General features: G+C 65.4%; 24 protein-coding genes. 11 read left to right on the plus strand and 13 right to left on the minus strand.

The genetic code is table 11. From position 1 onward, the window contains the following. Window positions 1-9: 9 nt before the first annotated feature. The 4 genes from glcF (at window position 10) to ACSSV4_RS16475 (ending at window position 3630) form a co-directional block, all read left to right on the plus strand. Window positions 10-1332 (plus strand): glycolate oxidase subunit GlcF, encoded by a 1323-nt coding sequence (gene glcF, locus ACSSV4_RS16460; RefSeq protein WP_454276184.1) that lies wholly within the window; start codon window positions 10-12, stop codon window positions 1330-1332. Between the two features lie 64 nt (window positions 1333-1396). Next, complete coding sequence (locus ACSSV4_RS16465) at window positions 1397-2200, plus strand: trypsin-like serine peptidase (protein ID WP_454276185.1); 804 nt, start codon at window positions 1397-1399, stop codon at window positions 2198-2200. Beyond that, window positions 2197-3018: a trypsin-like serine peptidase gene (locus ACSSV4_RS16470; protein WP_454276186.1), complete on the plus strand. Its 822-nt coding sequence runs from the start codon at window positions 2197-2199 to the stop codon at window positions 3016-3018. The genes ACSSV4_RS16465 and ACSSV4_RS16470 overlap by 4 nt, the downstream gene beginning before the upstream one ends. A 141-nt stretch (window positions 3019-3159) precedes the next feature. Continuing rightward, complete coding sequence (locus tag ACSSV4_RS16475; protein ID WP_454276187.1) at window positions 3160-3630, plus strand: Hsp20 family protein; 471 nt, start codon at window positions 3160-3162, stop codon at window positions 3628-3630. Between the two features lie 65 nt (window positions 3631-3695). Here ACSSV4_RS16475 and ACSSV4_RS16480 read toward each other — a convergent pair whose 3' ends face one another. Then, window positions 3696-4937: an META domain-containing protein gene (locus tag ACSSV4_RS16480; protein ID WP_454276188.1), complete on the minus strand. Its 1242-nt coding sequence runs from the start codon at window positions 4935-4937 to the stop codon at window positions 3696-3698. Between the two features lie 67 nt (window positions 4938-5004). Continuing rightward, window positions 5005-6471: an NAD-dependent succinate-semialdehyde dehydrogenase gene (locus ACSSV4_RS16485; RefSeq protein ID WP_454276189.1), complete on the minus strand. Its 1467-nt coding sequence runs from the start codon at window positions 6469-6471 to the stop codon at window positions 5005-5007. A 103-nt stretch (window positions 6472-6574) separates the two neighbouring features. Here ACSSV4_RS16485 and ACSSV4_RS16490 point away from each other — a divergent pair, with 103 nt between their 5' ends. Next, window positions 6575-7363 carry an alpha/beta hydrolase gene (locus ACSSV4_RS16490; protein WP_454276190.1) on the plus strand — a complete coding sequence of 263 codons (789 nt, stop codon included), beginning with the start codon at window positions 6575-6577 and terminating at the stop codon, window positions 7361-7363. A 271-nt stretch (window positions 7364-7634) separates the two neighbouring features. Here the strand turns inward: ACSSV4_RS16490 and ACSSV4_RS16495 are convergent, their stop codons facing one another. The 9 genes from ACSSV4_RS16495 to ACSSV4_RS16535 all read right to left on the minus strand — a co-directional run bounded on the left by ACSSV4_RS16495 (window position 7635) and on the right by ACSSV4_RS16535 (window position 15703). After that, window positions 7635-8090, minus strand: coding sequence for a YaiI/YqxD family protein (locus tag ACSSV4_RS16495; RefSeq protein ID WP_454276191.1), 456 nt, complete (start codon window positions 8088-8090; stop codon window positions 7635-7637). Beyond that, the gene (sthA, locus tag ACSSV4_RS16500; protein WP_454276192.1) at window positions 8087-9523 is read right to left on the minus strand and encodes a Si-specific NAD(P)(+) transhydrogenase; all 1437 of its coding nucleotides are present in this window, start codon (window positions 9521-9523) and stop codon (window positions 8087-8089) included. The genes ACSSV4_RS16495 and sthA overlap by 4 nt, the downstream gene beginning before the upstream one ends. Window positions 9524-9526: 3 nt before the next feature. Further along, window positions 9527-10360, minus strand: coding sequence for an S-formylglutathione hydrolase (fghA, locus tag ACSSV4_RS16505; RefSeq protein ID WP_454276193.1), 834 nt, complete (start codon window positions 10358-10360; stop codon window positions 9527-9529). A gap of 30 nt (window positions 10361-10390) precedes the next feature. Continuing rightward, a complete protein-coding gene (locus tag ACSSV4_RS16510) occupies window positions 10391-11323 on the minus strand; it encodes an AEC family transporter (RefSeq protein ID WP_454276194.1) in 933 nt (310 codons plus the stop codon). Between the two features lie 55 nt (window positions 11324-11378). Next, window positions 11379-12308, minus strand: a complete 930-nt coding sequence (locus tag ACSSV4_RS16515; protein ID WP_454276195.1) for a hypothetical protein — start codon at window positions 12306-12308, stop codon at window positions 11379-11381. Beyond that, a complete protein-coding gene (locus ACSSV4_RS16520; RefSeq protein ID WP_454276196.1) occupies window positions 12305-12832 on the minus strand; it encodes a winged helix DNA-binding protein in 528 nt (175 codons plus the stop codon). Before ACSSV4_RS16520 ends, ACSSV4_RS16515 begins: the two co-directional genes overlap by 4 nt. Then, window positions 12802-14106 (minus strand): TRAP transporter large permease, encoded by a 1305-nt coding sequence (locus ACSSV4_RS16525; protein WP_454276197.1) that lies wholly within the window; start codon window positions 14104-14106, stop codon window positions 12802-12804. Before ACSSV4_RS16525 ends, ACSSV4_RS16520 begins: the two co-directional genes overlap by 31 nt. After that, window positions 14096-14659 carry a TRAP transporter small permease gene (locus tag ACSSV4_RS16530; RefSeq protein WP_454276198.1) on the minus strand — a complete coding sequence of 188 codons (564 nt, stop codon included), beginning with the start codon at window positions 14657-14659 and terminating at the stop codon, window positions 14096-14098. Before ACSSV4_RS16530 ends, ACSSV4_RS16525 begins: the two co-directional genes overlap by 11 nt. A 69-nt stretch (window positions 14660-14728) precedes the next feature. After that, window positions 14729-15703, minus strand: a complete 975-nt coding sequence (locus ACSSV4_RS16535; RefSeq protein WP_454276199.1) for a TRAP transporter substrate-binding protein — start codon at window positions 15701-15703, stop codon at window positions 14729-14731. A gap of 124 nt (window positions 15704-15827) precedes the next feature. On the opposite strand from ACSSV4_RS16535, the gene ACSSV4_RS16540 reads away from it, so the two are divergent. Then, on the plus strand, window positions 15828-19448 hold the full coding sequence (locus ACSSV4_RS16540; protein WP_454276200.1) for a hydantoinase B/oxoprolinase family protein: 3621 nt from the start codon (window positions 15828-15830) through the stop codon (window positions 19446-19448). Here the strand turns inward: ACSSV4_RS16540 and ACSSV4_RS16545 are convergent. Both ACSSV4_RS16545 and ACSSV4_RS16550 read right to left on the minus strand, forming a co-directional pair. Further along, a complete protein-coding gene (locus tag ACSSV4_RS16545; RefSeq protein WP_454276201.1) occupies window positions 19439-20260 on the minus strand; it encodes an FAS1-like dehydratase domain-containing protein in 822 nt (273 codons plus the stop codon). The genes ACSSV4_RS16540 and ACSSV4_RS16545 overlap by 10 nt on opposite strands. 1 nt (window position 20261) lies before the next feature. Next, window positions 20262-21446: an acyl-CoA dehydrogenase family protein gene (locus tag ACSSV4_RS16550; protein ID WP_454276202.1), complete on the minus strand. Its 1185-nt coding sequence runs from the start codon at window positions 21444-21446 to the stop codon at window positions 20262-20264. A 131-nt stretch (window positions 21447-21577) separates the two neighbouring features. Here ACSSV4_RS16550 and ACSSV4_RS16555 point away from each other — a divergent pair, with 131 nt between their 5' ends. From ACSSV4_RS16555 to ACSSV4_RS16575, 5 genes are all read left to right on the plus strand, one after another. Further along, complete coding sequence (locus ACSSV4_RS16555) at window positions 21578-22705, plus strand: CaiB/BaiF CoA transferase family protein (protein WP_454276203.1); 1128 nt, start codon at window positions 21578-21580, stop codon at window positions 22703-22705. After that, on the plus strand, window positions 22674-23381 hold the full coding sequence (locus tag ACSSV4_RS16560; RefSeq protein ID WP_454276204.1) for a class I SAM-dependent methyltransferase: 708 nt from the start codon (window positions 22674-22676) through the stop codon (window positions 23379-23381). Before ACSSV4_RS16555 ends, ACSSV4_RS16560 begins: the two co-directional genes overlap by 32 nt. Window positions 23382-23454: 73 nt before the next feature. Beyond that, window positions 23455-24162, plus strand: coding sequence for an ABC transporter permease (locus tag ACSSV4_RS16565; RefSeq protein ID WP_454276205.1), 708 nt, complete (start codon window positions 23455-23457; stop codon window positions 24160-24162). Then, the gene (locus ACSSV4_RS16570) at window positions 24155-24925 is read left to right on the plus strand and encodes an ABC transporter ATP-binding protein (protein ID WP_454276206.1); all 771 of its coding nucleotides are present in this window, start codon (window positions 24155-24157) and stop codon (window positions 24923-24925) included. Before ACSSV4_RS16565 ends, ACSSV4_RS16570 begins: the two co-directional genes overlap by 8 nt. Window positions 24926-24949: 24 nt before the next feature. Next, window positions 24950-25774, plus strand: coding sequence for a substrate-binding domain-containing protein (locus ACSSV4_RS16575; RefSeq protein WP_454276207.1), 825 nt, complete (start codon window positions 24950-24952; stop codon window positions 25772-25774). Window positions 25775-25979 lie beyond the last annotated feature (205 nt).

Raw genomic sequence — 25979 nt, forward strand, 5'->3', positions numbered from 1 at the left:
AGACAGCACATGAAGACCGAATTCACCGCCGAACAGCTCGAAGATCCAAAGATCGCGCGCGCCAACGAGATCCTGCGCTCTTGCGTGCATTGCGGGTTTTGCACCGCGACCTGCCCGACTTATCAGGTGCTGGGGGATGAGTTGGACAGCCCGCGCGGGCGTATCTACCTCATCAAGGACATGCTCGAGAACGACCGCGTTCCCGACGAGAAGACCGTCAAGCATATCGACCGCTGCCTGTCCTGTTTGGCCTGCATGACCACCTGCCCGTCGGGCGTCCATTATATGCATCTGGTAGATCAGGCGCGCGAATATATCGAGAAGCGTTACAAGCGCCCTTTGGGCGACCGCGCCCTGCGCTGGATCCTGGCGCGCATCCTGCCCTATCCGATGCGCTTTCGCGTCGCTTTGCTCGGGGCCAAGATCGGGCGGCCCTTTGCGCGGCTGATGCCCGATGCCCGGCTGCGCGCGATGCTGGAAATGGCACCGAAACAGGTGCCACCCGTCAGCCGCAATGACGACCCGCAAACCTTCCCCGCGCAAGGCACGCGCAGGAAGCGGGTGGCGCTGATGACCGGCTGTGCGCAGCGCGCCCTCAACACCGATATCAACGACGCCACCATTCGGCTGCTTACCCGGCTGGGCTGCGAGGTAGTGGTGGCCGAGGGGGCCGGTTGCTGCGGGGCGCTGACGCATCACATGGGCAAGACCGAAGAAAGCCACGCCACGGCGGCGAAGAACATCCGGGCCTGGGCACGCGAGATGGATGGCGAGGGCTTGGATGCCATCGTGATCAATACCAGCGGATGCGGCACGACGGTCAAGGATTACGGGCATATGTTCCGGCTGGAATCGCTCGCGGAGGATGCAGCACGGGTGAGCGATGTCGCCATGGATGTGAGCGAGTTGCTGATGCAACTCGACCTGCCCGACGGTGCGGACAAGGAGATGGTGATCGCCTATCACGCCGCCTGCTCGCTGCAGCATGGCCAGCAGATCAAGACCTATCCCAAGGATCTTCTCAAGCGCGCCGGGTTCACCGTGGTGGAACCGGCGGATGCCCACCTGTGCTGCGGCTCAGCGGGCACCTACAACCTCATGCAGCCGGCGATTTCCAAAAAGCTGAAGGATCGCAAAATCCGCACGCTGGAGGCCAAGCAGCCGGACGTGATCGCCGCCGGAAATATCGGTTGCATGATGCAGATCGCCTCGGGCACCGGAATTCCCGTGGTGCATACGGTCGAATTGCTCGACTGGGCCACCGGCGGACCCAAGCCGCCTGCGATGGAGCGCGCCGCTGCGGGCTTGTCGGAGGTTCCGATCCTACGCTGAGCCGGTCATATTCTGGCCCCAAACGCCTGCTACCCGACGGGCGTAATGATGTGCCGGAGGTCCGATGCTGCGCCCTGTTCTTGTCACCCTTCTTGTTATGCTGGCCGGGAGCGGAAGCGCTCAGGACAGCCGACTGGAACGGCTCGACATGGGCGACGACGCCCGTCAGTGGGAGGCGGTGGGGCGGCTTGAACTGGGCGGGCGCGGGTTCTGCACCGGGGCGCTGGTGGCGCCCGATCTGGTGCTGACGGCGGCGCATTGCCTTTTTGATCGCGCCACTGGCGACCGTGTCGATCCCGCCCGCATCGAATTCATGGCCGGATGGCGCAACGGGCGCGCGGCGGCATACCGTACGATTCGCCGCGCCGTGACCCATCCCGATTATAATTTCCATTCCGACGTGACAGCGGACCGGGTGCGCAATGACGTGGCCCTGCTGGAACTGCATCACCCGATCAACAACACCCGTGTTACCCCGTTCGAGACCGATGATCGCCCGCGCAAGGGGCAGGAGATCGGCGTCGTGAGCTATGCCAAGGACCGCGCCGAGGCTCCGTCGCTGCAGAATGTCTGCAAGGTGATGGCGCGCCAGCAGGGCGTGCTCGTGATGTCCTGCGATGTCGATTTCGGATCGAGTGGTGCGCCGGTCTTTTCCTTCGAGGGCGGGCAGCCGCGCATCGTCTCGGTGGTGTCGGCCATGGCCGAGGTCGAGGGGCGCAAGGTCTCGCTCGGAACACAGTTGACCGATCCGCTGCGCGTGTTGCGCGCCGCGCTCGATGCCGGGCAAGGGGTGTTCCAGGACGCGGCCCCCAAGACCTTTACCTTTGGCGAGCGCCGCGACACCGGCGCAAAATTCGCCAAGCCATGACCCGGGCGCTCCGCATCCTCGGGCTTGTCGCTGCTTTGTGCCTTGCCTCGGGCGGGGTGGTGGCGCAGTCAAGCGGGCTTATCCGGCTGACCGACCGCGACGACCTGTTCGGATGGGAGGCCGTGGGCCGGGTGGATATCGGTCGCGACGGGTTCTGCACCGGGGTGCTGATCGCGCCCGATCAGGTGCTGACGGCGGCGCACTGCGTCTATGACCGGGCAAAGAAGCCTGTTGAGGCCGGAACGATCCGGTTTCGCGCCGGATTGCGCGATGGCGACGTGATCGCCGAATCCGGCGTCACCGGCTATGTGACCGCACCCGGCTACGATCCGCGCGGCGGGATGCGGGCGCAGAACATCCGCAATGATGCGGCCCTTCTGCGCCTCGCCAGCCCGATCAGCAGCGCTCTTGCGGCACCCTTTGTCGTGCATGAGCGGCCGCGCGATGGCGAACGCGTCAGCGTCGTCTCTTACGGGCGCGACCGCGACAAGGCGCCCTCATGGCAGCGTGAATGCAACATGCTGTGGCGCGCCGAGGGGATCATGGGCTTTGACTGCAACGTGATCTTTGGCTCGTCCGGCGCTCCGGTTTTTGCCCGGCATGGAAATCGCGCGCGCATCCTGTCGCTGGTCAGCGGTGGCAACTGGCAGGGCGAGGACCGGCGCGCCTATGGCATGGACCTGAGCGCGCTCATCCCCACACTCAAACGCAATCTGCACGCAGCCACCGCCGGACAGGCGAGCGTTAATCCCGGCTTCAAGCGGGTCCAGGTGGGCGCGGGCAAGCGCGCCTCAGGCGCGCGTTTTGCCAAGCCCTGAGCCGATCCGCGCGCCACTTGACAGGGGCGACACCGCTTCCCAAATCAACGTCATCCGGTGCCGCGAAAGGGCCGGGAAACATACAGGCCTGTCCCAATGGGAAGGCCGCGAAAACAGGTATCGCTCAAAGGAGGATGACCCATGCGCAACTTTGATCTTGCACCGCTCTACCGGGCGACGGTCGGGTTCGACCAGATCGCCGACCTGCTGGACCGGGTGATGGCCAGCGACGTGACGCAGCCCACCTACCCGCCCTACAATATCGAGAAGACCGCCGACGATGCCTATCGCATCTCGATTGCCGTCGCGGGCTTTGGGGCCGATGATCTCAGCGTCGAGGTGAAAGATGGCGCGCTCGTCGTCTCGGCGGCCAAGGCCGAGGATGATAGCGACCGCACCTATCTGCATCGCGGCATCGCCACCCGCGCTTTCGAGCGCCGGTTCCAACTGGCCGATCATGTCCGCGTGACCGGCGCGTCGCATGCCGATGGCATGCTGCATATTGACCTGGAACGCGAAATGCCCGAGGCGCTGAAGCCGCGTCGCATCACGATTGCCAATGGCGATCAGACGGTCACCAAGGATGTGGTGGATGCCGAAAAGGTGAACTGAGCGGAACATCCCGAACAGGCACCTTGCGCCCGACCGCATGTCCTTCGGTCGGGCGCGTTTCCGTTTCAGGGCTGGCGTGCTTCGACCAGAACGCCGTCGGCCTCACCCCCGATCAGCTGTAGCGCGCCATCCTCGGCAATGTCGAACCGCGTCACCTGTTCAAGCGCATCGAGCATGCGGCGTTCCTGCTTCATCAGTGGCTCGGGACAGGCCATCATCGTACTGCCCATGGCCCCGAACTGCATCCCCTCGCCGGTCAATGTGAAATCGCCCACCAGGCGGTTGCAGCCGCTGCTTCCGGCGACACGTCCGGGATGGAGGAAGTTGAGCGACAGGCGTTCCGGCTCGATCAGCTCCGCGTCTCCCAGGGCCGTGACCTGCCAGACACCATCGGTGAGCAGGTCTGCTGGATCGCCGCCACAGCCGCGCAACTCTCGTCCATCGAGGCTGAACCCTGCCGTGTCGGGATAGGGCATGCCGCTCATGTCGTCATGGCAGAGCCGCTCTTCGATTCGAAGATGCGCGCCTGCTTCGGGCATGTCGAACTCATAGGCCCCTGGCACGACCTGCACCACCGGTCGCGGGGCCGCGCGCGTGATCTCGCCGTAATCGCCGACGATTTCTGCGGTCTCCGGGCCGAAATCCACATACCAGCCGGGTTCGTTGCCACGCGCACGGTAAGGCATCTTTTCCGCCGGGGGCACCTCGTGGCATTCGGGCAGATCACGACCCTCAAGCCGGATTGTCGTCGCATCGCCCTTGTTCCAGACGTTTGTCTCGGGGTCCTTGATGCCTTCATAGCGCGCGCCCGAGGCCGATACGACCTGTGCCAGCGGAATATCGCGCCCCTCGGCGCGCAGCACCATCTCTTCCCCCAGAATGCCGACCATGACCGGCACGTCCCCGCAAACAAGCTCGGTGACAAAGGCAATCGGGGTGACCGGCTCCAGCGTCAACGCACCAAGATCGACCGGCTCGCGTCCGGCCTCGAACGCCAGACCTCGCAACACCCATCTGGGCGCGCCATGAACGCGGATCACCGCGCTCACCTCACCCGACAGGCCGGGCGGCACCGTCATCTCGAAGGGCAGCGGCACCTGCTTGCCGTCGGGATCGACCGTCGCCTCCCCCAGCATCGCGCCAAAGCGGCCTTCTGCGACCACGGTCGCGCGCGCCTCGGGCGGCAGGGCGATGCGCTGCACATAGCCGAGCGTGCCGAAGACCCGGCGCACGTCGTCCTCTTGCGCGATTGCAGGCAGGACCGACAGGCATGCCGGAATGCAGATCAGAGACATGACGCGGAACATGGGCCGCCTCCCTCTCGCGGTCGGATTTTCCCTACCCTAGCCAATGCCTGCCCGCCGGTCGAGACAATCAGACACTCAGGCAGACATATTTCATTTCGAGATAATCCTCGATGCCGTGATGGCTGCCCTCACGCCCAAGCCCGGATTGCTTGACCCCGCCAAAGGGCGCGACCTCGGTCGAGATGATGCCGGTATTGACCCCGACGATCCCGTATTCCAGCGCCTCGGCCACCTTGTAGACGCGGCTGAGATCGCGTGCATAGAAATAAGAGGCAAGGCCGAAGATCGTGTCATTGGCGAGGTCGATCACCTCGTCCTCGTCCTCGAACTTGAAAAGCGGCGCGAGGGGGCCGAAGGTCTCCTCGGTGGCAAAATCCATGTCGCGGGTCGCGCCGGTGATGATCGTGGGCGACAGGAACAGCCCCTCGGTCTCTTCGGCCCCGCCGAGGATCACCGTACCGCCCTTGGCGGTTGCATCGGCCACATGCTCGCGCACCTTGACCAGCGCATCGGCATTGATCAGCGGCCCGAGCGATGTGCCCTCTTCCAGACCGTCGCCGACTTTCAGCTTTTCAACCGCCGCCTTGAGCTTGGCGGCGAAGGCGTCATAGACGCCCGATTGCACGTAGATGCGGTTGGCGCAGACGCAGGTTTGACCGTTGTTGCGGAACTTGCACAGGATCGCCCCCTCGACGGCGGCATCGAGATCGGCGTCATCAAAGACGATGAAGGGCGCGTTGCCGCCCAGTTCCATCGAGCATTTCATCACGCTGTCGGCGGCCTGCCGCAACAGGATGCGCCCCACTTCGGTGGAGCCGGTGAAGGTCAGCTTGCGCACGCTCGGGTTTTCGCAGAATTCCTTGCCCACCTCGGAGGAACGCGACGAGGTGACGATATTGAACACGCCCGCCGGGATGCCCGCGCGTTCCGCAAGCACGCCCATCACCGTGGCCGAGAGCGGCGTTTCTGCCGCCGGACGCCCGACAAAGGCACAGCCCGCCGCCAGGGCAGGTGCCGCCTTGCGGGCGATCATCGCATTGGGAAAGTTCCACGGCGTAATTGAGGCGGCAACGCCGATCGGCTGTTTGAGCACCATGATCCGCTTGTCGCGCTGATGGCCAGGGATCATCTCGCCATAGATGCGCTTGGCCTCTTCGCCGAAGAACTCGATGAATGAGGCCCCATAGGCCACCTCGCCCTTGGCCTCGGCCAGCGGCTTGCCCTGTTCGGCGGTCAGGATCACACCCAGATCGTGCTGGTTCTCCATCATCAGGTCGAAGAACTTGCGCAGCACGGCGGCGCGTTCCTTGCCGGTCCACTTGGCCCAATCCTTTTGTGCCGCCTCGGCCTCGGCGATGGCGCGGGCCACCTGCGCGCGGCTGAGATCGGCGACATGGGCGATCACGTCACCACGCGCGGGATTGGTCACTTCAAAGGTGCCATTGTCGCCATCCACCCATTGCCCGCCGATATAGGCCTTTTCCGCCAGCAGGCTGGGGTCGTTGAGCAGGGATTTCAGGTCGGTCGTGGTCATCGCGGTCTCCTCCGGGCGTGTCTTTCGGGCGTGTCTTTTGGTCTCGTCATGACAGACCAGCTTGGGCTAGGAATGTCTAGGGCCAGATAAGGGAGATCACGCCGTGGAACTGGACGACGCCTATGCCAATGTCCCCCATATTCCGGACGGGGCGCAATATCCGGCGCGCTGGACCGTCGCCGCAGAGGCGTTTCGCGCGCGTCTAGGTGCGGAGCGGCGTGCGGAACTCGGGCTACCATACGGCAAGGGCGCGCGGCAGGCCTTCGATCTCTTTCACCCCAGAGGAACGGCGCAGGGCCTCGTGGTCTTCGTGCATGGCGGCTATTGGCTGCGGTTCGACCGGTCCTTGTGGTCGCATCTGGCCGCGGGGCCATTGGCGCGGGGCTGGGCAGTGGCGATGCCGTCCTACGATCTCTGCCCGGAGGTGCGGATCGCCGACATCACCCGACAGATCAGCCTCGCCGTGACGGTGGCGGCAGCCCGGGTGGAAGGACGGATCGCGCTTGCCGGGCATTCGGCGGGTGGGCATCTGGTGGCGCGCATGGCGGTGCAGGGGGTTTTGCCGACCGAGGTGGCCGCTCGGCTCAGCCATGTCATGCCAATCTCGCCGGTTTCGGACTTGCGGCCACTCCTGCAAACCTCGATGAACGATCAATTCCGCTTGGATATGAAGGCGGCGGAGGCCGAAAGCCCGGCGCTGATGCGCCCTCTGCCCGTGCCGGTCACGGTCTGGGTCGGGGCCGAGGAACGGCCTGTGTTTCTGGATCAGGCGCGATGGCTGGCCGAGGCTTGGAGCACCGGGCACGAGATTGCCAGACGGCGGCACCATTTCGACGTGATCGAGGCGCTCGAGAAGACCGAGAGCCGGATGGTGGCGCAATTGCTTGGGTGAGGGTGGGTCTGAAGCGGACCTTGGCGGATTCAGGGAAGAGCCGCGCGGTGCCCGACCGCGGGTGGGCGCTACAACCTTGCCGGAACGCACTTTATATTAGTCAAATATTTATGCGTTTTCAAGTACTTAACACGTTGCAAAGGCGCCCGCCCGGGGGGCGGTCGGGCGCTGCGCGGCGGTGCCTCCGGCACCTTGATTCCGCGCATTGGTGCTAGAGGCGAAGGTCCGCTCCAGGCCAAAATCGGCACAAGCACCCAGCATCACAGCCGTCTCAGCCGCAGACATCCTTCGCGCGGCGCACCGCACGCTCCAATGCCTCGAGAAAACGCGAGCGGTCGGCCTTGGTGAACCCCTTGCCGCCGCCCTGGCGGAACGGATCGGCGGCGCGCAGGTCGGCCATGAGATCGCGGGTGGCCAGCACATTGCCTATATTGGCCGCCGTCAGCGCCTCGCCGTTGTGCTTGAGCACCTGCGCCCCGGCCTCGACGCATCTTGCAGCCAGCGGAATATCCCCGGTGATCACCACGTCGCCCGGCCCCGCGCGTTCGGCGATCCACATGTCGGCCACGTCGGGACCGTCGGGCACGATCACCGTCTCGACCAGCGGATTGCGCGAGGGACGCAAGCCGCCGTTGGAGACGATGAACATCCGCAGCCCGTGCCGGGTGCCCACCCGCTCGACCTCGTCCTTGACGGGGCAGGCATCGGCGTCGACGTAGAGGCTCACGCGCTCTTGGCCTTCTTGCCGCCCTGTTTGACCTTGTATTCCTCGGGGATGGGCATGCGGTTGAACGCGTCCAGACCGGCGATCTTGTAGGCCTCGGCGAGCGTCGGGTAGTTGAAGGTGTTCTGCACGAAGTAATCCACCGTGCCCTTGAGGTTCAGAACCGCCTGCGCGATGTGGATCAGTTCCGTTGCCCCTTCGCCCACGATCTGCACGCCGAGCACCCGGCGGGTCTTGAGCGAGAAGAGCATCTTCAGGAGCCCGTGCTCCAGCCCCATGATATGGCCGCGCGAGGTCTCGCGAAAGCGGGCGACGCCGACCTCATAGGGGATGCCGCGCTCCTGCATTTCCTCTTCGGACATGCCGCAGGTGGAAATCTCGGGGACCGAGTAGATGCCATAGGGGAACCACGGGCTTTCGGGCAATGTCGGCGTGTCGAGCGCGTCACAGGCGGCGACGCGGCCCTGCTGCATCGAGGTCGAGGCAAGCGAGGGATGCCCGATCACGTCACCGGCCGCGTAGATATGCGGCACGGCGGTCTGATAGGTCTTGCGATCCACCTCGAGCCGCCCGCGATGGTCGGTTTCCAGCCCGGCGGCACCAAGGTTGAGCTTGTCCGTCGCCCCCATCCGTCCGGCGGCGAAAAGCAGCATCTCGGCGCGCACGTGGCGGCCATTGGCAAGGCTCACCTCTACATGTTTGCCCGCATCCTCGATCTTGTCGATGGCCGAGCCAAGCCGCAGATCGACGCCGTTTTCGAGGATCTGATGGGTGAAATCCCGGATGATCGCGCGGTCGATGAAATCGAGAAAGGTCTCGCGCGGCTCGATCAGGGTGACCCGCACGTCGAGCGCCGAGAACATGGTGGCATATTCCACACCGATCACGCCCGCACCGACCACGATCAGGCTGCGCGGGATCTGCCCGAGTTCGAGAAACTCGTCGCTGTCGACCACGGTGCTGCCGTTGAAGGGCACGGTGTCGGGCCGGTAGGTCTTGGTGCCGGTCGAGATCAGGAACCGGTCGGCGGTGAGGCGCGTGACCTCGCCCGCCTCGGTCGCGACCTCGATCGAATGGGCATCGGTGAAGCGCGCCACGCCGTTGAGCGTATCGACATGGTTGCGGTTGAACTGATGCTCCAGCACGTCGACCTCGTAATCGAGCGTCTTGTGCAGGCGCATCTTGAGGTCCTGCGCCTCGATGTCCTCCTTCACCCGGTAGGATCGGCCATAGAAGCTGCGCTCGCGCCAGCCCGAGAGGTTGAGCACCGTCTCGCGCAGGGTCTTGGAGGGGATCGTGCCGGTATGCACCGACACGCCGCCCAGCTTGTCCTTCTTGTCGATCACCAGCACCCGCCGCTTGAGCTTGCCGGCCTGAATGGCCGCCGCGCGCCCGGCGGGACCGGAGCCGATGATGATCAGGTCGTAATGGCTCATGTCCTACTCCGCATAGAGCGCCTCGGCATGGAAGGTGACGTGATCTTCCATGAAGGTGGAGATGAAGAAATAGCTGTGATCATAGCCCTTTTGCATGCGGAACGTGCCCTCCTGCCGCCGTGCGGCCATGGCTGCGGCGAGCGTTTCGGGGCGCAAGAGCTCAAGGAACTGATCGGAGGTGCCGGTATCGACCAGAACCGGCCCGTCAAAGCCGCGCTCGGCCATCAGAAGGCTGGCATCATGGGCGGCCCATGCGGCCTCGTCCGCCCCGAGATAGGCCGCGAACTGCTTGCGGCCCCAATCGCCGCCCGTGGGGTTGCAGATCGGGGAAAAGGCCGAGACCGAGCGGAACCGGCCCGGCAGCGACATCGCCAGCGTCAGCGCGCCGTGCCCGCCCATGGAATGGCCGGTGATCGCCTGCCGGTCCATGTCGAGAGCGAATTCGCGGCCCAAAAGCGCGGGCAGTTCATCAGCCAGGTAATCCCACATACGGAAATGCGGCGCCCAGGGCTCTTGGGTGGCGTTGACATAGAACCCGGCGCCTTGGCCGAGGTCATAGGGCTCGTCATTGGCCACATCTTCGCCGCGCGGCGAGGTGTCGGGGAAGACCAATGCGATGCCCTGTTCCGCCGCCCAGCCCTGCGCGCCTGCCTTGACCATGGCGTTCTCATGGGTGCAGGTCAGGCCCGAGAGATACCACAGCACCGGAACCGGGCCGTCCTGCGCCTCGGCAGGCAGGAAGAGGCCAAAGGTCATGTCACAGCCGCAGGCGTCGGATTTATGCGTATAGACCCCCTGCGTGCCGCCGAAACATGCGTTCTGCGAAACCGTTTCCATGTCTTTCTCCTCTTTCATCCTGGTAACTGTTCAGTAAAGCGGAGCGACCCAGCCGATCACAAGCGACACTGTGACGATGGCCGCGACCGTCGATATAAGGATGGCAGATGACACCCGTTTGGGGGCCACGCCGTAATGTTGCGCGATCATGAAGACATTGCCCGCGACCGGCAGGCTTGCCGCCGCGATCATCACTGCCGCCGCATAGGGCTGCACCTCGAAGAGGATCAGCGCCGATATGGCCACCGCGCCGGGGTGCAGCACCAGCTTGCAGAACGAGAGCCACCCCGCCACGCTGGCGCGTTCCGCCGATTTCGAGGCAAGCGATGCGCCGATGGCAAAGAGCGCGCCGGGGGTGGCGGCATCGCCCAGAATGCGCACGAAAGCGTTGATCGGATCGGGGATCGGCAGGCGCAGCGCCGACCATGCGAGCCCCAGCACGATCGACACGATCATCGGGTTCTTCAGCAGGCCCAGCCCCACGGTGCGGAAGATCCGCAGACTCACCCGCCCGTCGCGCGAGCCGGTGATCAGGATCACCACCAGCGAGCCGAAGACGATGAGATCGACCGCCAGCACCACCATCACCCAGCCGATCGCCGCCTCGCCCATCAGCATCGCCAGCATCGGCACCCCGAGGAACCCGACATTGCCGATCACCGCGCATTGCGCCTCGATCGCAGTTTCCGACAGGCTAACGCCGCGCAGCATCGCGACGACGGTCGCCACCCCATAGATCAGCGCGGTCGCCGCCAGGTAGGCCAGCACGAAATTCCAGTCGAGCACGTCCGACAGCGTCAGATTGGCAGAGAACCGGAACAGCATCGCCGAGAGCGCGAAGTAAAAGACGAATTTCGTGAGCCAGGCCGTGGCCTCTTCGGGAAAGAACCCGCTGCGCCCGGCCCCGTATCCCAGACCGATGATCAGAAAGAAGGGCAGGGTCTGGAGAAAGATGCTCAGCATGGAGCGTGTCGTAGCAGGTTCGCAGGCAGCGTCAATCCGCATGGCCCCGCGCGGTTTACCCCGCGAGGCGGCGGATGAGCGGGGCCATGATCAGCGGCGTGAGATACATCGGCAGTTGATAGCAACCGATGAAGAGGAGCAGCGCCGCGCCGGTCTCGGGCGGCAATGCGCCGAGAAAGAGCGCGAGGTTGCGGTTGCCCGCGACGATGGCGAGGGCGGGGGTGGCGTCGGCCTCGGGACCCTTGCGCAGAAGGAGTAGCGCGCCAATCTGCGCGCCGAAATTGAGCGTGAAGACAGCGGCGAGGGTCAGCCAGAGGTCGCGTGAGGGGGCAAGGATCGCAGGCCCCACTGCCGACATCAGCCCCACCACGACCACCGCCATCACCAGCGTGATCAGGCCATCGACCGCACCCTGCCCCTCGGCCCCGCGCAGCCACGGTGCCGCGCGGCGCAAGAGCATCCCCGCGCCCCCCGCCAGTGCGATCACCGCCAGCAGGCGCAGCGCGGCCATCGCCACCACCTCGGGCGCGCCAAAGACCGGCAGCACCCAAAAGACCGGCAGCACCGTCAGCGGCAAAAGCGCCGTGCCCAGCACCAGTTGCCGCAGGGCCGGGGCCGGATCGCCACCTGCCATGATGGTCAGGCCCGGACTGCCGGTCAGCGGGGCGGCGGCCAGCACCAGCACCGCCCCGATCCCGATGATCGTCTCCATCGCGCCCAAGGCCCAAAGCCCGGCAATCGCGCAAAGCGGCAGGACCACCTGCAGGATCAGCGTGGCGAGCAGGAACCGTGGCAGGGCGCGTGCACCGGGAAAGGCCACGACCACATCCACCCGCAGGGTGGCGAGAAACAGCATCAGCGCGATCAGCGGAAAGATCAGCGGCTCCATCGCGCGGGCAAGGCCGGGGGCGAGAATGCCCGCCAGCAGCCCAAGCACCAGAACAAGCCGCCCATGCCGCGCCAGCGCCTGAAGAGCCGGTATCACAGCGCCGCTGCGCCCCGCGCCGCCTGATCATAGCTGCCCGAGAGCGTGCGCAAGAGGCCCGCCAGCCGCGACAGCTCCGCCTTGTCGAGCCCCAACTGCCGCACCGAGCGCACCAGAAGCCGTTCACGTACGTGCCCGTATTGGGTGCAATAATCCTGCCCGGCTGCGGTGATCTGCACGGTCTTTTCCTTGCCCGAGCGCCCGGCGGTGATCAGCCCGTGCCCGGCCAGTTTCTTGACGGCGTAGCTCACCAGATGGGTGTCCTCGATATTCAGCACGAGGCAGATATCGGCGAGGCTCTTGGGCCGTTCGCGGTGATGCACCAGATGCACGATCAGCACCTCCAGCGGGGTCAGCCCCGGCATGCCCGAGGCCGTCATGCAACGCACGATCCAGCGTTGAAAGGCGTTGTTCGCCATGGTCAGGGCAAACTCCATCTCCGACAGTTCCGGCAGGCCGGAATTCGCCAGATGCGCCGAGGACACGACCGGCCCTAGCGCGCCAGCATCGTCTGAGGGATCCATAGCGCAATCTCCGGGAATAGGGTCAGGATAGCAGTGGCGAGCACCAGCAGAAGGAAGAAGGGAAAGGCGTGGCGCGCGATTTCGAATATGCTGCGTCCGGTGATGGATTGCAGCACGAAGAGGTTGAAGCCCACCGGGGGTGTGATCTGGCTCATCTCGACGACCAGCACGAGGAAGATCCCGAACCAGATCGGGTCGATCCCCGCCGCCAGCACCATCGGCAGGATGACGGATGTGGTCAGCACCACGATGGAGATCCCGTCGAGGAACATGCCCAGCACGATGAAGAACACCACCAATGCGGCCAGGAGCATGTTGGCCGAATAGCCCTGTTCGCCGATCCACGCCGCCAGCGCGCGAGGAATGCCGGTATAGCCCATGGCGACGGTCAGAAAGGCCGCGCCCGCAAGGATGAAGGAGATCATGCAGGTGGTGATCGTGGCACCCCGCAGCGCGCCCCATGTGCTCTCCCAGTTGAGCGAACCGCCTATGGCTGACAGAATCAGCGCGCCCAGCACGCCGACCACCGCCGCCTCGGTCGGCGAGGCGAGCCCGGCGTAGATCGAGCCGATGACGGCGATGATCAAGAGGATCGTCGGCCCCAGGAGAACCACCGCGCGCAGCTTGTCCGCGAGCGAGGTGGCGGGCTCTGCCGCAGGCATCTTGTCGCGATGGGTCAGCGCCCAGAGCATGGTGTAACCCGAGAAAAGCGACGCCAGCAGCAGCCCCGGGCCGATGCCCGCAAGGAACAGCCGCGCGATGCTCTGCTCGGTGGCCGCCCCGTAGACGATCAGGATGATCGAGGGCGGGATCAGAAAGCCGAAGGTGCCGGACCCGGCCAGCGTGCCGATGATCATCCGGTCGTCATAGCCGCGCCGGGTGAGTTCGGGCACCGACATGCGCCCCACCGTGGCGGTGGTGGCCGCCGAAGAGCCCGAGACGGCGGCGAAAAGCGCGCAGCCGAAAATATTGGCATGCAAGAGCCGCCCCGGCAGCCGACCCGTGAGCGGCGCCAGCCCCGAGAACATGTCCGACGACAGGCGCGAGCGGAACAGGATCTCGCCCATCCAGATGAACATCGGCAGCGCCGTCAGATCCCAGATGTTGAGTGCGCCCCATACCTTGGTGCCGAACACCAGTTCCGCAGGCGCGGTCGAGGCCAGCATCATCGCGGCGAGTGCGACGGCAATGAGGGAAAACCCCACCCAGAGGCCAAGCGCCAGACAGCCAAACAGGATCACCACGAGGATCAGCGACAGAAGTTCAATGCCCATCGGTCTTGCCCTGTTTCTCGGCCTCGGCACGCAGAAAGGCCGGGTCTTGCCCGCGCAGCACGGCGAGCGCCTCGTCCAGAAGCGCGATCCAGAAGATCACGAGGCCCAGCACCATCACCCCCTGCGGTATCCAGAGCGGGAATTTCGCCATGCCGAAGGAAACCGCGTTGAACGTCCAGGAGTCCCACGCCTGCACCCAGGTGCTGTAGAGCGCGAAGGCCCCAAGCCCGAGCGCGAGCAGCACCACCACCCCCGCGAGGGCGCGGCGCAGGCCGGGTGGGACAGACTGCGTCAGCATCGTCACCCGCACATGGCCCGCGGCGCGCAGCGTGCCTGCAAGTGCCATGAAAACCGCGCCGACGAAGAGAAATCCGCCGAATTCCGACAGCGAGGTGATGGCGATGCCGACGGGGTCCTGCCCTGTGGCCAGCATCGCCTTGTCGATGACGCGGCCCATGACCTGCACCAGCACCAGCACGGCAATCGCCACCAGCGCCAATGCGGCAAGAACGAAACCCACATTGTAAAGACGGTCGAGCAGCCTGCGGATCATGCGCGCCCCCTTTCTGTCAGAGCAGGGACGCGGGGCGTTTCACCCCGCGCCAGTCAGGATCAGTCAGGATCAGCGCGCGTTATAGGCCGACAGGATCGCGGCCCCTGCATCCCCGGCCTGCGACTGCCATTCCTTTGTCATGGTCTCGCCGATCTCGCGCAATTCGCGGGCCAGCGTGTCGGAGGGCTGCGACACCTGCATGCCATTCTCCTTGAGGGCGGCGATCTTTTCCTCGGTCTCGGCCATCGACATTTCCCAGCCGCGCAGTTCCGCCTCGGCCGAAGCCTCGATCAGCGCCTGCTGCTGATCGGCGCTCAGCGCCTCGAAGGCGCGGGTGTTGACGAAAACCATGTTCTTGGGCAGCCAGGCCTGCGTGTCGATATAATGGCTGACGAAATCCCAGGCCTGCGACGACACCCCGGTCGAGGGCGAGGTGATCATCGCCTCGACCCGCGAGGTGGAAAAGGCGGTGGGAATGTCACCCGCCTCGACCGTGGTCGGCACTGCGCCCATCAGTTGTGCCAGCCGCTCGGTCGCGGTGTTGTAGGCGCGAAAGCTGACGCCCTGCATGTCCGAGATCGAGTCGATTTCCTCGGTCAGGTAGAGGCTCTGCCCCGGCCACGGCACGGCAAAGAGCAAGGTCAGCCCCTGATCGGCCAGCTTGGCCGAGATCTGATTGCGCGAGGCGGCCCAGAGTTTCGAGGCATCCTCATAGCTTGCCGCCAGAAACGGCACCGAATCAACACCGAAGACCGCGTCCTCGTTGGCCAGCTGCGACATCAGGATCTCGCCAATCGGTGCCAGGCCCCGGCGCACCGAATCGCGGATTTCCGGGTGGGCATAGAGCGAGCCCGCCGAATGCACGGTGATGGTCAACCCGCCCTCGGTCGCGCTCGCGACTTCATCGGCGAATTGCATGATGTTCTGGGTGTGAAACACCGAATCGCCATACGGTGTCGGCATGTCCCATGCGGTCTGTGCCTGCACGGCCCCGAGGCTCATGGCGAAGGCCCCCGACAGGGCCAGAGTGGTGAAATATTTCATGGTCGTCTCCCTGGGTTCTGTTTTGATCTGGTGCCGGGTGTTGCCCCGGTTCTGAGGAAAGCCTGACCTGTCACTTGCATTTTGTCAACAAATTGTCATTGTTGCACGGCGGGGAGGACGCATAATGACGAAACTTTGGGAGTTCTGGATCGACCGTGGCGGTACATTCACCGATGTGATCGGGCGCAGCCCCGAGGGCGCGATGGAGCCGCTCAAACTGCTGTCGGACAATCCCGAAGCCTATGAGGATGCCGCCATCGAGGGGATTCGCCGCCTTTTGGGCGGCACCATCGACGCCGCGCGCATCGGCACCGTTCGGATGGGCACCACTGTGGCCACCAATGCCCTGCTCGAGCGCAAGGGCGATGCCACGGTCCTGCTGATCACCAAGGGTTTCCGCGACGCGCTGCGCATCGCCTATCAGGCGCGGCCCGATATCTTCGCCAAGGAAATCCTGCTGCCCGAACAGCTTTACGACCGGGTGATCGAGGTGCCCGAACGGTTGAGCGCCGATGGCACCGTCGAAACCCCGCTTCATCTGGCCGCCATCGCCAATGACCTGGCCGAGACCCGCGCGGCGGGCATAGATGCCGCCGCCGTGGTGTTGATGCACGCGTGGAAGAACCCCGAACACGAGCTGGCCGTGGCCAAGGCCGTGCGCGCGGCGGGCTTTGCGCAGGTCTCGGTCAGCCACGAGGTCTCGCCGCTGATCAAGCTGGTGGGGCGCGGTGACACCACCGTGGTAGATGCCTACCTCTCGCCGATCCTGCGGCGCTACGTGGCACGGGTGGCCGCCGCACTTGGCGCGACGCCACCGGGCGAGGATGGCCCGACCCTGCAATTCATGATGTCCTCGGGCGGGTTGACGGCTGCCGAGCGGTTTCAGGGCAAGGATGCGATCCTCTCGGGCCCGGCGGGCGGCGTCGTGGGCATGGCGCAGACCGGATCGCTCGCGGGCTTCGACAAGGTGATCGGTTTCGACATGGGCGGCACCTCGACCGATGTGGCGCATTACGCCGAAGACTATGAGCGCGCCTTCGACACCGAGGTGGCGGGCGTTCGCATCCGTGCGCCGATGATGCGGGTCCATACGGTGGCGGCCGGCGGCGGCTCGATCCTGCATGCCGAGCCGGGCCGCTTTCGCGTCGGCCCCGACAGCGCCGGCGCGCATCCCGGCCCGGCCTGTTACCGCAATGGCGGGCCGCTGACGGTGACCGATGCCAATGTCATGCTGGGCAAGCTCAACCCCGAGTTCTTCCCGGCGATCTTCGGCCCCGGACAGGATCAGCCGCTCGACCGTGACACCGTGGCCGCGCGCTTTGCCGATGTGGCGGCAGAGGCAGGCGACGGCAAATCCCCCGAAGCGGTGGCCGAAGGGTTCGTGCGCATCGCGGTCGAGAACATGGCCAACGCGATCAAGAAGATCTCGGTGCAGCGCGGCTATGACGTGACGCGCTACCTGCTCAATTCCTTTGGCGGCGCGGGCGGGCAGCATGCCTGCCTCGTGGCCGATGCGCTCGGCATGGAAAAGGTGCTGATCCATCCGCTATCCGGGCTGCTCTCGGCCTATGGCATCGGGCTGGCGCGGGTGAGCGCCACGCGGCAGCAGATGGTTGTGGCGCCGCTCGACGAGGGTGCCGGGCAGATCACGGCGGTGCTCGACGATCTCACCGCCGAGGTGCTGCAGGAAATGCGCGCGCAGGGCGTGGCCGAGGCCGAGACCCGTCCGCGCCTGCACCTGCGCTATGATGGCACCGATACCGCCCTGCCTGTGGGGTATGAGTCCCCCGAACAGGCCCGCGCCGATTTCGAGGCGGCGCATCTGGCGCAGTTCGGGTTCATCACGCCCGAGACGCCGGTGATCATCGACAGCGCCGAAGTGGAGGCCGTCGACAGCGCCGCCCCCGCCGCCCCCGAAGGCGAGTCAGAGACCCACGAAACCGAGGTGCCGAGTGACATACGCATCCGTATGTTTTGCAATGACGACTGGGCCGAGGCGCAGGTCTTTCGCCGCGCGGCCCTCGCTCCCGGCAATACCGTCACCGGCCCCGCGCTGATCATCGAGGACAACCAGACCATCGTAATCGAACCGGGCTGGCAGGCGCAGATCACCGCCCTCGATCACGTCCTGCTCACCCGCCATGAACGCGCCAGCCGCGACATGGCCATAGGCACGACCGAGGCCGACCCGATCCTGCTGGAAGTGTTCAACAACCTTTTCATGTCGATCGCCGAACAGATGGGCGTGACGCTGCAGAACACCGCGCAATCGGTCAACATCAAGGAACGGCTCGATTTCTCCTGTGCGGTCTTCGAAGCCGACGGCGCGCTTGTGGCCAATGCCCCGCATATGCCGGTGCATCTGGGCTCGATGGATCGCAGCGTCGAGACGGTGGTCCGCCTCAATGCAGGCGACATTCACCCGGGCGATGTCTTCGCGCTCAACGCGCCCTATAATGGCGGCACGCATCTGCCCGACATCACCGTGGTGACACCGGTTTTCGACACCGAGGGGGAAACGATCCTGTTCTGGGTCGCTTCTCGCGGGCACCATGCCGATGTCGGCGGCACCGCCCCCGGCTCGATGACCCCGCTCGCCACCACGGTGGACGAGGAAGGCGTGCTGATCGACAATTTCCGGCTGGTCGCACAGGGAGAATTCCGCGACGCAGCGCTGCGCGCGCTGCTGACCGATCACCCTTACCCCTGCCGCAACCCCGACATGAACGTGGCCGATCTCAAGGCTCAGATCGCCGCCAACGCGCGCGGCATCAACGAGTTGCGCAAGATGGTCGCCAATTTCGGCCTCGACGTGGTGCAGGCCTATATGGGCCATGTGCAGGACAACGCCGCCGAGGCGGTGGCGCGGGTGCTCGAAAAACTCTCGGACGGGCAATACGACTACCCCACCGATACCGGTCAGATGATCCGGGTCAAGATCACCGTTGACCGCGCCGCGCGAGAGGCAACGGTGGATTTCACCGGCACGTCCGAGGTGCAGGCCAACAATTTCAACGCGCCCGAGCCGGTCACGCGCGCCGCCGTGCTCTACGCGTTCCGGGTGATGGTCGAGGCGCCCATCCCGATGAACGCGGGCTGCCTGCGCCCCATCTGCATCGTCGTCCCCGACGGCTGCATGCTCAGCCCAAGCTACCCGGCGGCGGTGGTGGCGGGCAATGTCGAGACCTCGCAGCACGTCACCAACGCGCTTTTCGGGGCAATGGGGGCGATCGCCAACTCCCAGGGCACGATGAACAACCTCACCTTCGGCAATGACCGGTTCCAGTATTACGAGACGATCTGCGCAGGCTCGCCCGCGGGGCGTTTCAATGACGGGCGGCTCTTTTCCGGCACCTCGGGCGTGCATGTCCACATGACCAATTCGCGGCTGACCGATCCGGAAATCCTCGAACTCCGCTTTCCCGTCCTGCTGGAAAACTTCGCGCTTCGCCCCGGTTCGGGCGGGCACGGCGCGGTCGCGGCGGGCGACGGCACCACCCGCACCATTCGTTTCCTTCAAAAGATGGATTGCGCGATCCTGTCGTCGCATCGCGGCCGCGTGCCGCAAGGCGTGCAAGGCGGCGGTGCGGGCGCGGTCGGGCGCACCGAAGTGCGTCGCCTGTCGGGGACGGTAGAAGCCCTCAGGGCCTGCGACCAGACGGTGCTGGAGCCGGGCGAGGCGGTGACGGTAATCACCCCGACGGCGGGCGGCTTCGGCGACGGGGCGTCAGGGCCTCAGCGATAGGCGGTGGCGGCCATCGTGGCGACGCCGTCAGTTTCGCGGCGCACCCGAAGGCTCAGCCCCTCGTCGCTGACGCGCGCCTCGACCGCGACCGACGCGCCGCAGATCAGCGGCGAGAGGCCGCGATAGCTGAACCGTGCGGGCAGGTGCCCCATCAGGTGCGTGGCAAGGTTCATCATCCAGACCGCCTGCATCGGGCCGTGCACGACAAGGCCCTCATATCCCTCCACCCCGGTGGCATAGGGGTGATCGTAATGGATGCGGTGGCCGTTGAAGGTGAGCGCCGAGAATCGAAAGAGCAGAGCCGTGTCAGGGGTAATCTGCCATGCCGTGGCGTCCGGCCAATCCTCGGCCCGCTGGGGCGCGCGGGCCTCTCCGGGCTTGGGGTCTTCGCGATAGACGATGTCCTGCCGCTCTGAGATCCGCATGTCATCCGATACCGTGTAGGTATGGCGCTGCGTGACAAAGCCCAGCTTGCCGCTGCGCCCCTCCTTGAACGCCACATCCTCGATCACCGTCTCGCGGGTCACCAGATCACCGGGCGCAAAGGGGGCGTGAAACGTCAGTTCACCCCCCGCCCACATCCGGCGCGGCAGCGGCAGGGCAGGCAGGAAGAGGCCGGTCTTCGGGTGACAGTCGCGGCCCAGCTTGTCCGGGGCCACCGCATCCGGCACAAGGCACCAATGGAGGCCCACCGGCACCTCGGCCTCGGCGAGATACCCGTCGAGCGTCGCGCGATACTGCGTGATCAGCCGCTCAGAGATCGGCTCCGAGCGCGCATAGCCCCAACCGATCCAGTCGCTGTAATCGCTCATCTCACTTTCCCCGTCCCGGCCCGTAGGATTTCGGCAGCCCCAACACCTGCTCCGCGATATAGCACAGGATCAGGTTGGTCGATATCGGCGCGATCTGGTAAAGCCGCGCCTCGCGCCATTTACGCTCCACGTCATATTCCTCGGCAAAGGCAAAGCCGCCATGGGTCTGCATGCAGGCCTCGCCCGCCTCCCAGCTTGCCTCGGACGCCAGGAGCTTGGCGGCATTGGCCTCGACGCCGGGGTTGTCGCCTGCGTCATACATCGCCGCCGCGCGGTAGACGATGGCTTCGGCCGCCATAAGATGCGCCTGCGCCCGGGCCAGCGGAAACTGCACGCCCTGATTGGCGCCGATGGCCTCGCCAAACACGGCCCGTTCGCGTGCGTAATCCGACCCGGTTTTCAGAAACCACTTGGCGTCCCCGATACATTCGGCGGCAATCAGGATACGCTCGGAATTCATGCCCGAGAGGATATAGCGAAAGCCCTTGCCTTCCTCTCCGATCAGGCTGTCCGCCGGGATGCGCAGGTTGTCGAAGAACACCTCGGTGGTGGCGTGGTTGATCATCGTGCGGATCGGGCGGATCTCGACCCCGTTGCCGATCTTGTCCCGCAGATCGACGAGGAAGACAGACAGCCCGTCGGTTTTCGACTTGGCCTGATCGCGCGACGTCGTGCGCGCCAGCAGGATCATCAGGTCGGAATGTTCGACCCGCGAGGTCCAGATCTTCTGGCCGTTGATGACATAGTCATCGCCGTCACGCCGCGCCGTGGTCTTGAGCGCGAGCGTATCGGTGCCGCTTGTGGGTTCGGTCACGCCAAAGGCCTGCAGGCGCAGCGTGCCGTCGGCGATGCCCGGCAGATAGGCGGCCTTCTGTGCCTCTGACCCGTGCCGCAGCAGCGTGCCCATCGTGTACATCTGCGCATGACAGGCGGCGGCGTTGCAGCCTGAGCGGTGGATTTCCTCCAGGATCACCGCCGCCGCCGTCAGGTTCAGCCCCGATCCGCCGTACTCTTCGGGGATCATCGCCGCGAGATAGCCCTCGCGGATAAGCGCGTCGACAAACTCCTTGGGATAGGCCCGCCGCACATCCAGATCGCGCCAATAGGCTCCGGAAAACCCCGCGCAGACCTGCGCCACGCCATCGCGAATATCGGCAAACTCGGCCGTTGGATCAAAAGACGTCATTCCAGCCCCTTCGTTTTCTTGCCGCCCCTGATTGGCAGGTTTTGACGGGTAATGGAATATTCGCCCCGGGGTTTTCCATTCCCCCGCCCTGGGGCATGGTGCGCCGAACCCGATCCACTCAGGAGGCCCCCATGCGCACCGACCTCTCCGGTCTTCTCGTCGTCTCGCTCGAACAGGCGGTCGCCGCCCCCTATGCCTCGAACCGTCTGGCCGAGGCGGGGGCGCGGGTGATCAAGGTGGAACGCCCCGAGGGCGATTTCGCGCGCGGCTATGACAGCCTTGTGCATGGCGAGAGCGCCTATTTCGTCTGGCTCAACCGGGGCAAGGAATCGGTCTGTCTTGATTTGCGGCAAGAGGCCGACCGCGCCCTGATGGAGCGGATGCTGGCCCGCGCCGATATCTTCATCCAGAACCTCGCGCCGGGGGCCATCGACCGGCTGGGCTTTGCCCCGGGCCGGCTGCGCGCCGACAATCCGCGCCTTATTACCGTGTCGATCTCGGGCTATGGCGAGGAGGGGCCACTGGCGGGTCTCAAGGCCTATGACCTGCTGGTGCAGGCCGAAACCGGGCTGTCGTCGATCACCGGCAATGCGGCGGGGCCTGCGCGCACCGGCGTGTCGGTCTGCGACATCGCGGCGGGCGTGACCGCCTATCAATCCATCCTCGAGGCGCTGATCGGGCGCGCCAGCACCGGCACGGGGCGGCATATCGCGGTGTCGCTCTTTCACGCGCTCAGCGACTGGATGAACGTTCCTTTCCTGCAATATGCTTATGGTGGCAAGGTGCCGCCGCGTGCGGGGCTCAATCATCCCACCATCGCGCCCTATGGTGTCTATGAGGGCAGCGACGGCAAATCGGTGCTGATCTCGATCCAGAACGAGCGGGAATGGGCCATGTTCTGTGAGACGATCCTCGGCGATGCCGCGCTCGCCAGCGATCCGCGCTTTGACAGCAATTCCAATCGCGTCGCCAATCGCGCCGCGCTCGATGCGGTGCTGCGCCCGGTCTTTGCCGGTGTGACCCGCGACGAGATGGCCGACCGCCTGCGCGCCGCGCGCATCGCCTATGGCCGGGTGAGCGAGATGGAAGACGTGTTGAGCCACCCACAGAACCGCTATGTCACCGCTCAGACGCCAAGCGGCCCGGTGCGGATGCTCGCCCCCGGCGCGCTGATCGACGACACCCCGGCCACACCCGGCCCGGTGCCCGGTCTGGGGGCGCATACGGATGCGCTGCGCGACGAATTCGGAGAAGCGTGAGGCGATGGACACGGGCGAGCGGATCGTTGCGACCCTGAAGGAGAGAGGCGCGCGCGACGTGCTCGATATCGGCTGCGGCCACGGTGCCCTTGCGCGGCGGCTGGTCCGCGAGGGCCTTGCCGTGACCGGCATCGACCCGGCACCCGACGCCATTGCAGCGGCGCAAGAGAGCGTGCCCGAGGCACTGTTCACGGTTGCCGGGGCCGAGGCGCTGCCGTTTGATCGGGGCAGCTTCGATGCCTGCGTGTTTCTCAATTCCCTGCATCACGTGCCGGTGCCTCTGATGGGGCAGGCGTTGCAAGAGGCGTTGCGGGTTTTGCGCCCCGGCGGCGAGGTGATCGTGGTGGAACCCTTGGCCGAGGGGCCGTTCTTCGAGGTGATGCGCCCGGTGGAGGATGAAACCGAGATCCGCCGCGCCGCCATGGCCGCGATTGATGCGCTCTTGGCGGCAGGGGATGCGACCGGCCCCGCGCCGGAAACATGGACCCGGCCCACGCCGGTGGCCGACACCGAGGCGTTCATCGACACCCTCGCCCGCGTCGATCCCGCCCGACGCGCGGTGGCCGAGGCGCAGCGCGAGACCATCGCGCGGCTTTTCGCACGCCACGCAACCCAAGGCCCGCACGGCCCCGAACTGCACCAGCCCCTGCGCCTCTGGCGATTGCGGCCGATCTGAGCATCCGGGCAAATTCGCTCTGGATTGATATGTGTTTTTGTGCTTTTTTTCCCGGTGAGGGGAGAAATCGCATTTGTTCAGCTTTGGTGACATCATGGCAGAGGCGCTCGGCCTAATCCTGACATGGGACCGGGACCTGAGCGAAATCGTGCTTTTGTCGCTGCGCGTGACGCTGACGGCGGTGGCCATCGCCTGCCTGATCGGCCTGCCCTTGGGCGCAATCGTGGGCGCTTTCCGCTTTCGCGGGCGCGGCACGGTGACGGTGCTGCTCAATGCGCTGATGGGATTGCCGCCGGTGGTGGTGGGGCTGTTTGTCTACCTGATGCTGTCGGCCTCGGGGCCGCTCGGCATTTTGGGTCTGCTCTATACACCCACGGCGATGATCATTGCGCAGACCATCCTCGTGACCCCCATCGTCGCGGCGCTGACGAAACAGGTGGTCGAGGACCTGCACGGCGAATATGCCGAGCAATTCGCGTCGTTCGGCCTGACGGCACGTGAGCGGGTCGCGGCGCTGTTGTGGGACGCGCGCTATAGCCTGTTGACCGTGGCGCTTGCCGGCTTTGGCCGCGCGGTGGCCGAGGTCGGGGCGGTGCTGATCGTCGGCGGCAATATCAACCACGTGACGCGGGTGATGACCACGACCATCGCTTTGGAGACCTCCAAGGGCAATCTCGAACTGGCGCTGGCGCTTGGCGTGCTGCTCTTGGGGCTGGCGGTGATCGTCAATGCCGGGGTGATGGCGCTCCGGGCCTCGGCGGTACGGGCGGCTTATGCGTGACACGGTGATGGATATCCTCGCAGAACGCCCTGTCGCGGCGAAACCGCTGCTGGAGGCGCGCGGCTTGCGCTTTGCGGCGGGCGGGCAGACCCTCATTCACGGCATTGACTTGGAGATTGAGCCGGGCAAGCGCACGCTTGTGATGGGTGCCAATGGCAGCGGCAAGAGCCTGCTGTTGCGGCTGCTGCACGGATTGCTGACGCCCTCTGCGGGAGAGGTGCTGTGGCGCGGCCATGCCCCCGACCGCGCCGCGCGCCGCGCGCAGGCGATGGTGTTTCAGCGCCCCGTGATGCTGCGCCGCTCGGTGCTGGCCAACCTGAATTTCGCGCTCAAGGTCCACGGGCTGGCAAGCCGCGCCCGCGCCGACCGCGCACAGGAGGCGCTGGAAATGGCGCGGCTCACCGATCTGGCGAACCACCCTGCCCGGGTGCTGTCGGGCGGCGAGCAACAGCGCCTCGCAGTCGCCCGCGCGCTGGTCTGCGAGCCGGACCTGCTGTTTCTCGACGAGCCGACCAGCAGCCTCGATCCTGCCTCGACCCAGATGATCGAGGATCTGGTCAACGCCGCCCATGCGCGCGGCGTGACCATCGTGATGGTCACCCATGACATGGGCCAGGCCCGGCGCATGGGCGACGAGGTGATCTTTCTCCATGCCGGGCGCGTCGCGGAGCGCGGCCCGCTCAATCAGATTCTGGGCGCGCCGCGCTCGGAGGCCGCCCGCGCCTGGACGCAGGGGCGGCTCTACACTGCAACCGACCACTAACCCCAATCCAAAACGGAGCGTGTAATGTTCAGACGTCACCTTCTTTCGCTTGCCCTCGGCGCGACACTGGCCCTCGGGTCCGGCGCGGCACAGGCGCAGGACGAGTTCATCGTGGTGCAATCCACCACCTCGACGCAGAATTCCGGCCTGTTCGATCACATCCTGCCGATGTTCGAGGACAAGACCGGCATCGAGGTGCGGGTCGTGGCCGTGGGCACGGGCCAAGCGATCAAGAATGCCATGAATGGCGATGGCGACGTGCTTTTTGTCCACGCCAAACCCGCTGAAGAAAAGTTCGTGGCCGGGGGGCACGGCGTCAGCCGCGCGGATGTGATGTACAACGATTTCGTCATCGTCGGCCCGCCCTCTGACCCCGCGGGCGTGGCGGGGACAAGCGACGTGGTTGCGGCGATGACGAAGATCGCCGAGTCCGAGGCGCCGTTCGCCTCGCGCGGCGATGACAGCGGCACCAACAAGGCCGAGTTGCGGCTGTGGAAAGAGGCCGGGATCGACGCGCAGGCGGCCTCTGGCGAATGGTATCGCGAAACGGGGTCGGGCATGGGCGCGACGCTCAACACCGGTACGGCGATGGGGGCCTATATCATGACCGACCGCGCCACCTGGATCGCGTTCGGCAACAAGGGCGAGTACCAGATCGCGGTCGAGGGCGACCCGAAGATGTTCAACCAGTATGGCATCATCCTCGTGAACCCCGAGAAGCACGAAAGCGTCAAGGCCGAGGCCGGTCAGACCTTCATCGACTGGGTGCTCTCGGATGAGGGGCAGGCCGCCATTTCCAGCTACAAGGTCGACGGTCAGCAGCTGTTCTTCCCCAACGCCGGGGGCTGACCCTGATCCAACGGGTTGCGCGTGCTTTGCAAAGCGCGTGGGAAGGCCCTTGCAAGCGGTCTTATGTATCAAACGCACCAACATTCTACATGCATAGATTCCGCATGTGTAGCTGCCCCCCGAAATTCGGACACTGACATAAGCTACGATTTGCAGTCTGCTGATCTTCGACGAGAAGGAGATCAGAGATGTCGAAACGCAAACA

The sequence above is a fragment of the Roseovarius sp. MBR-154 genome (genome assembly GCF_053628595.1).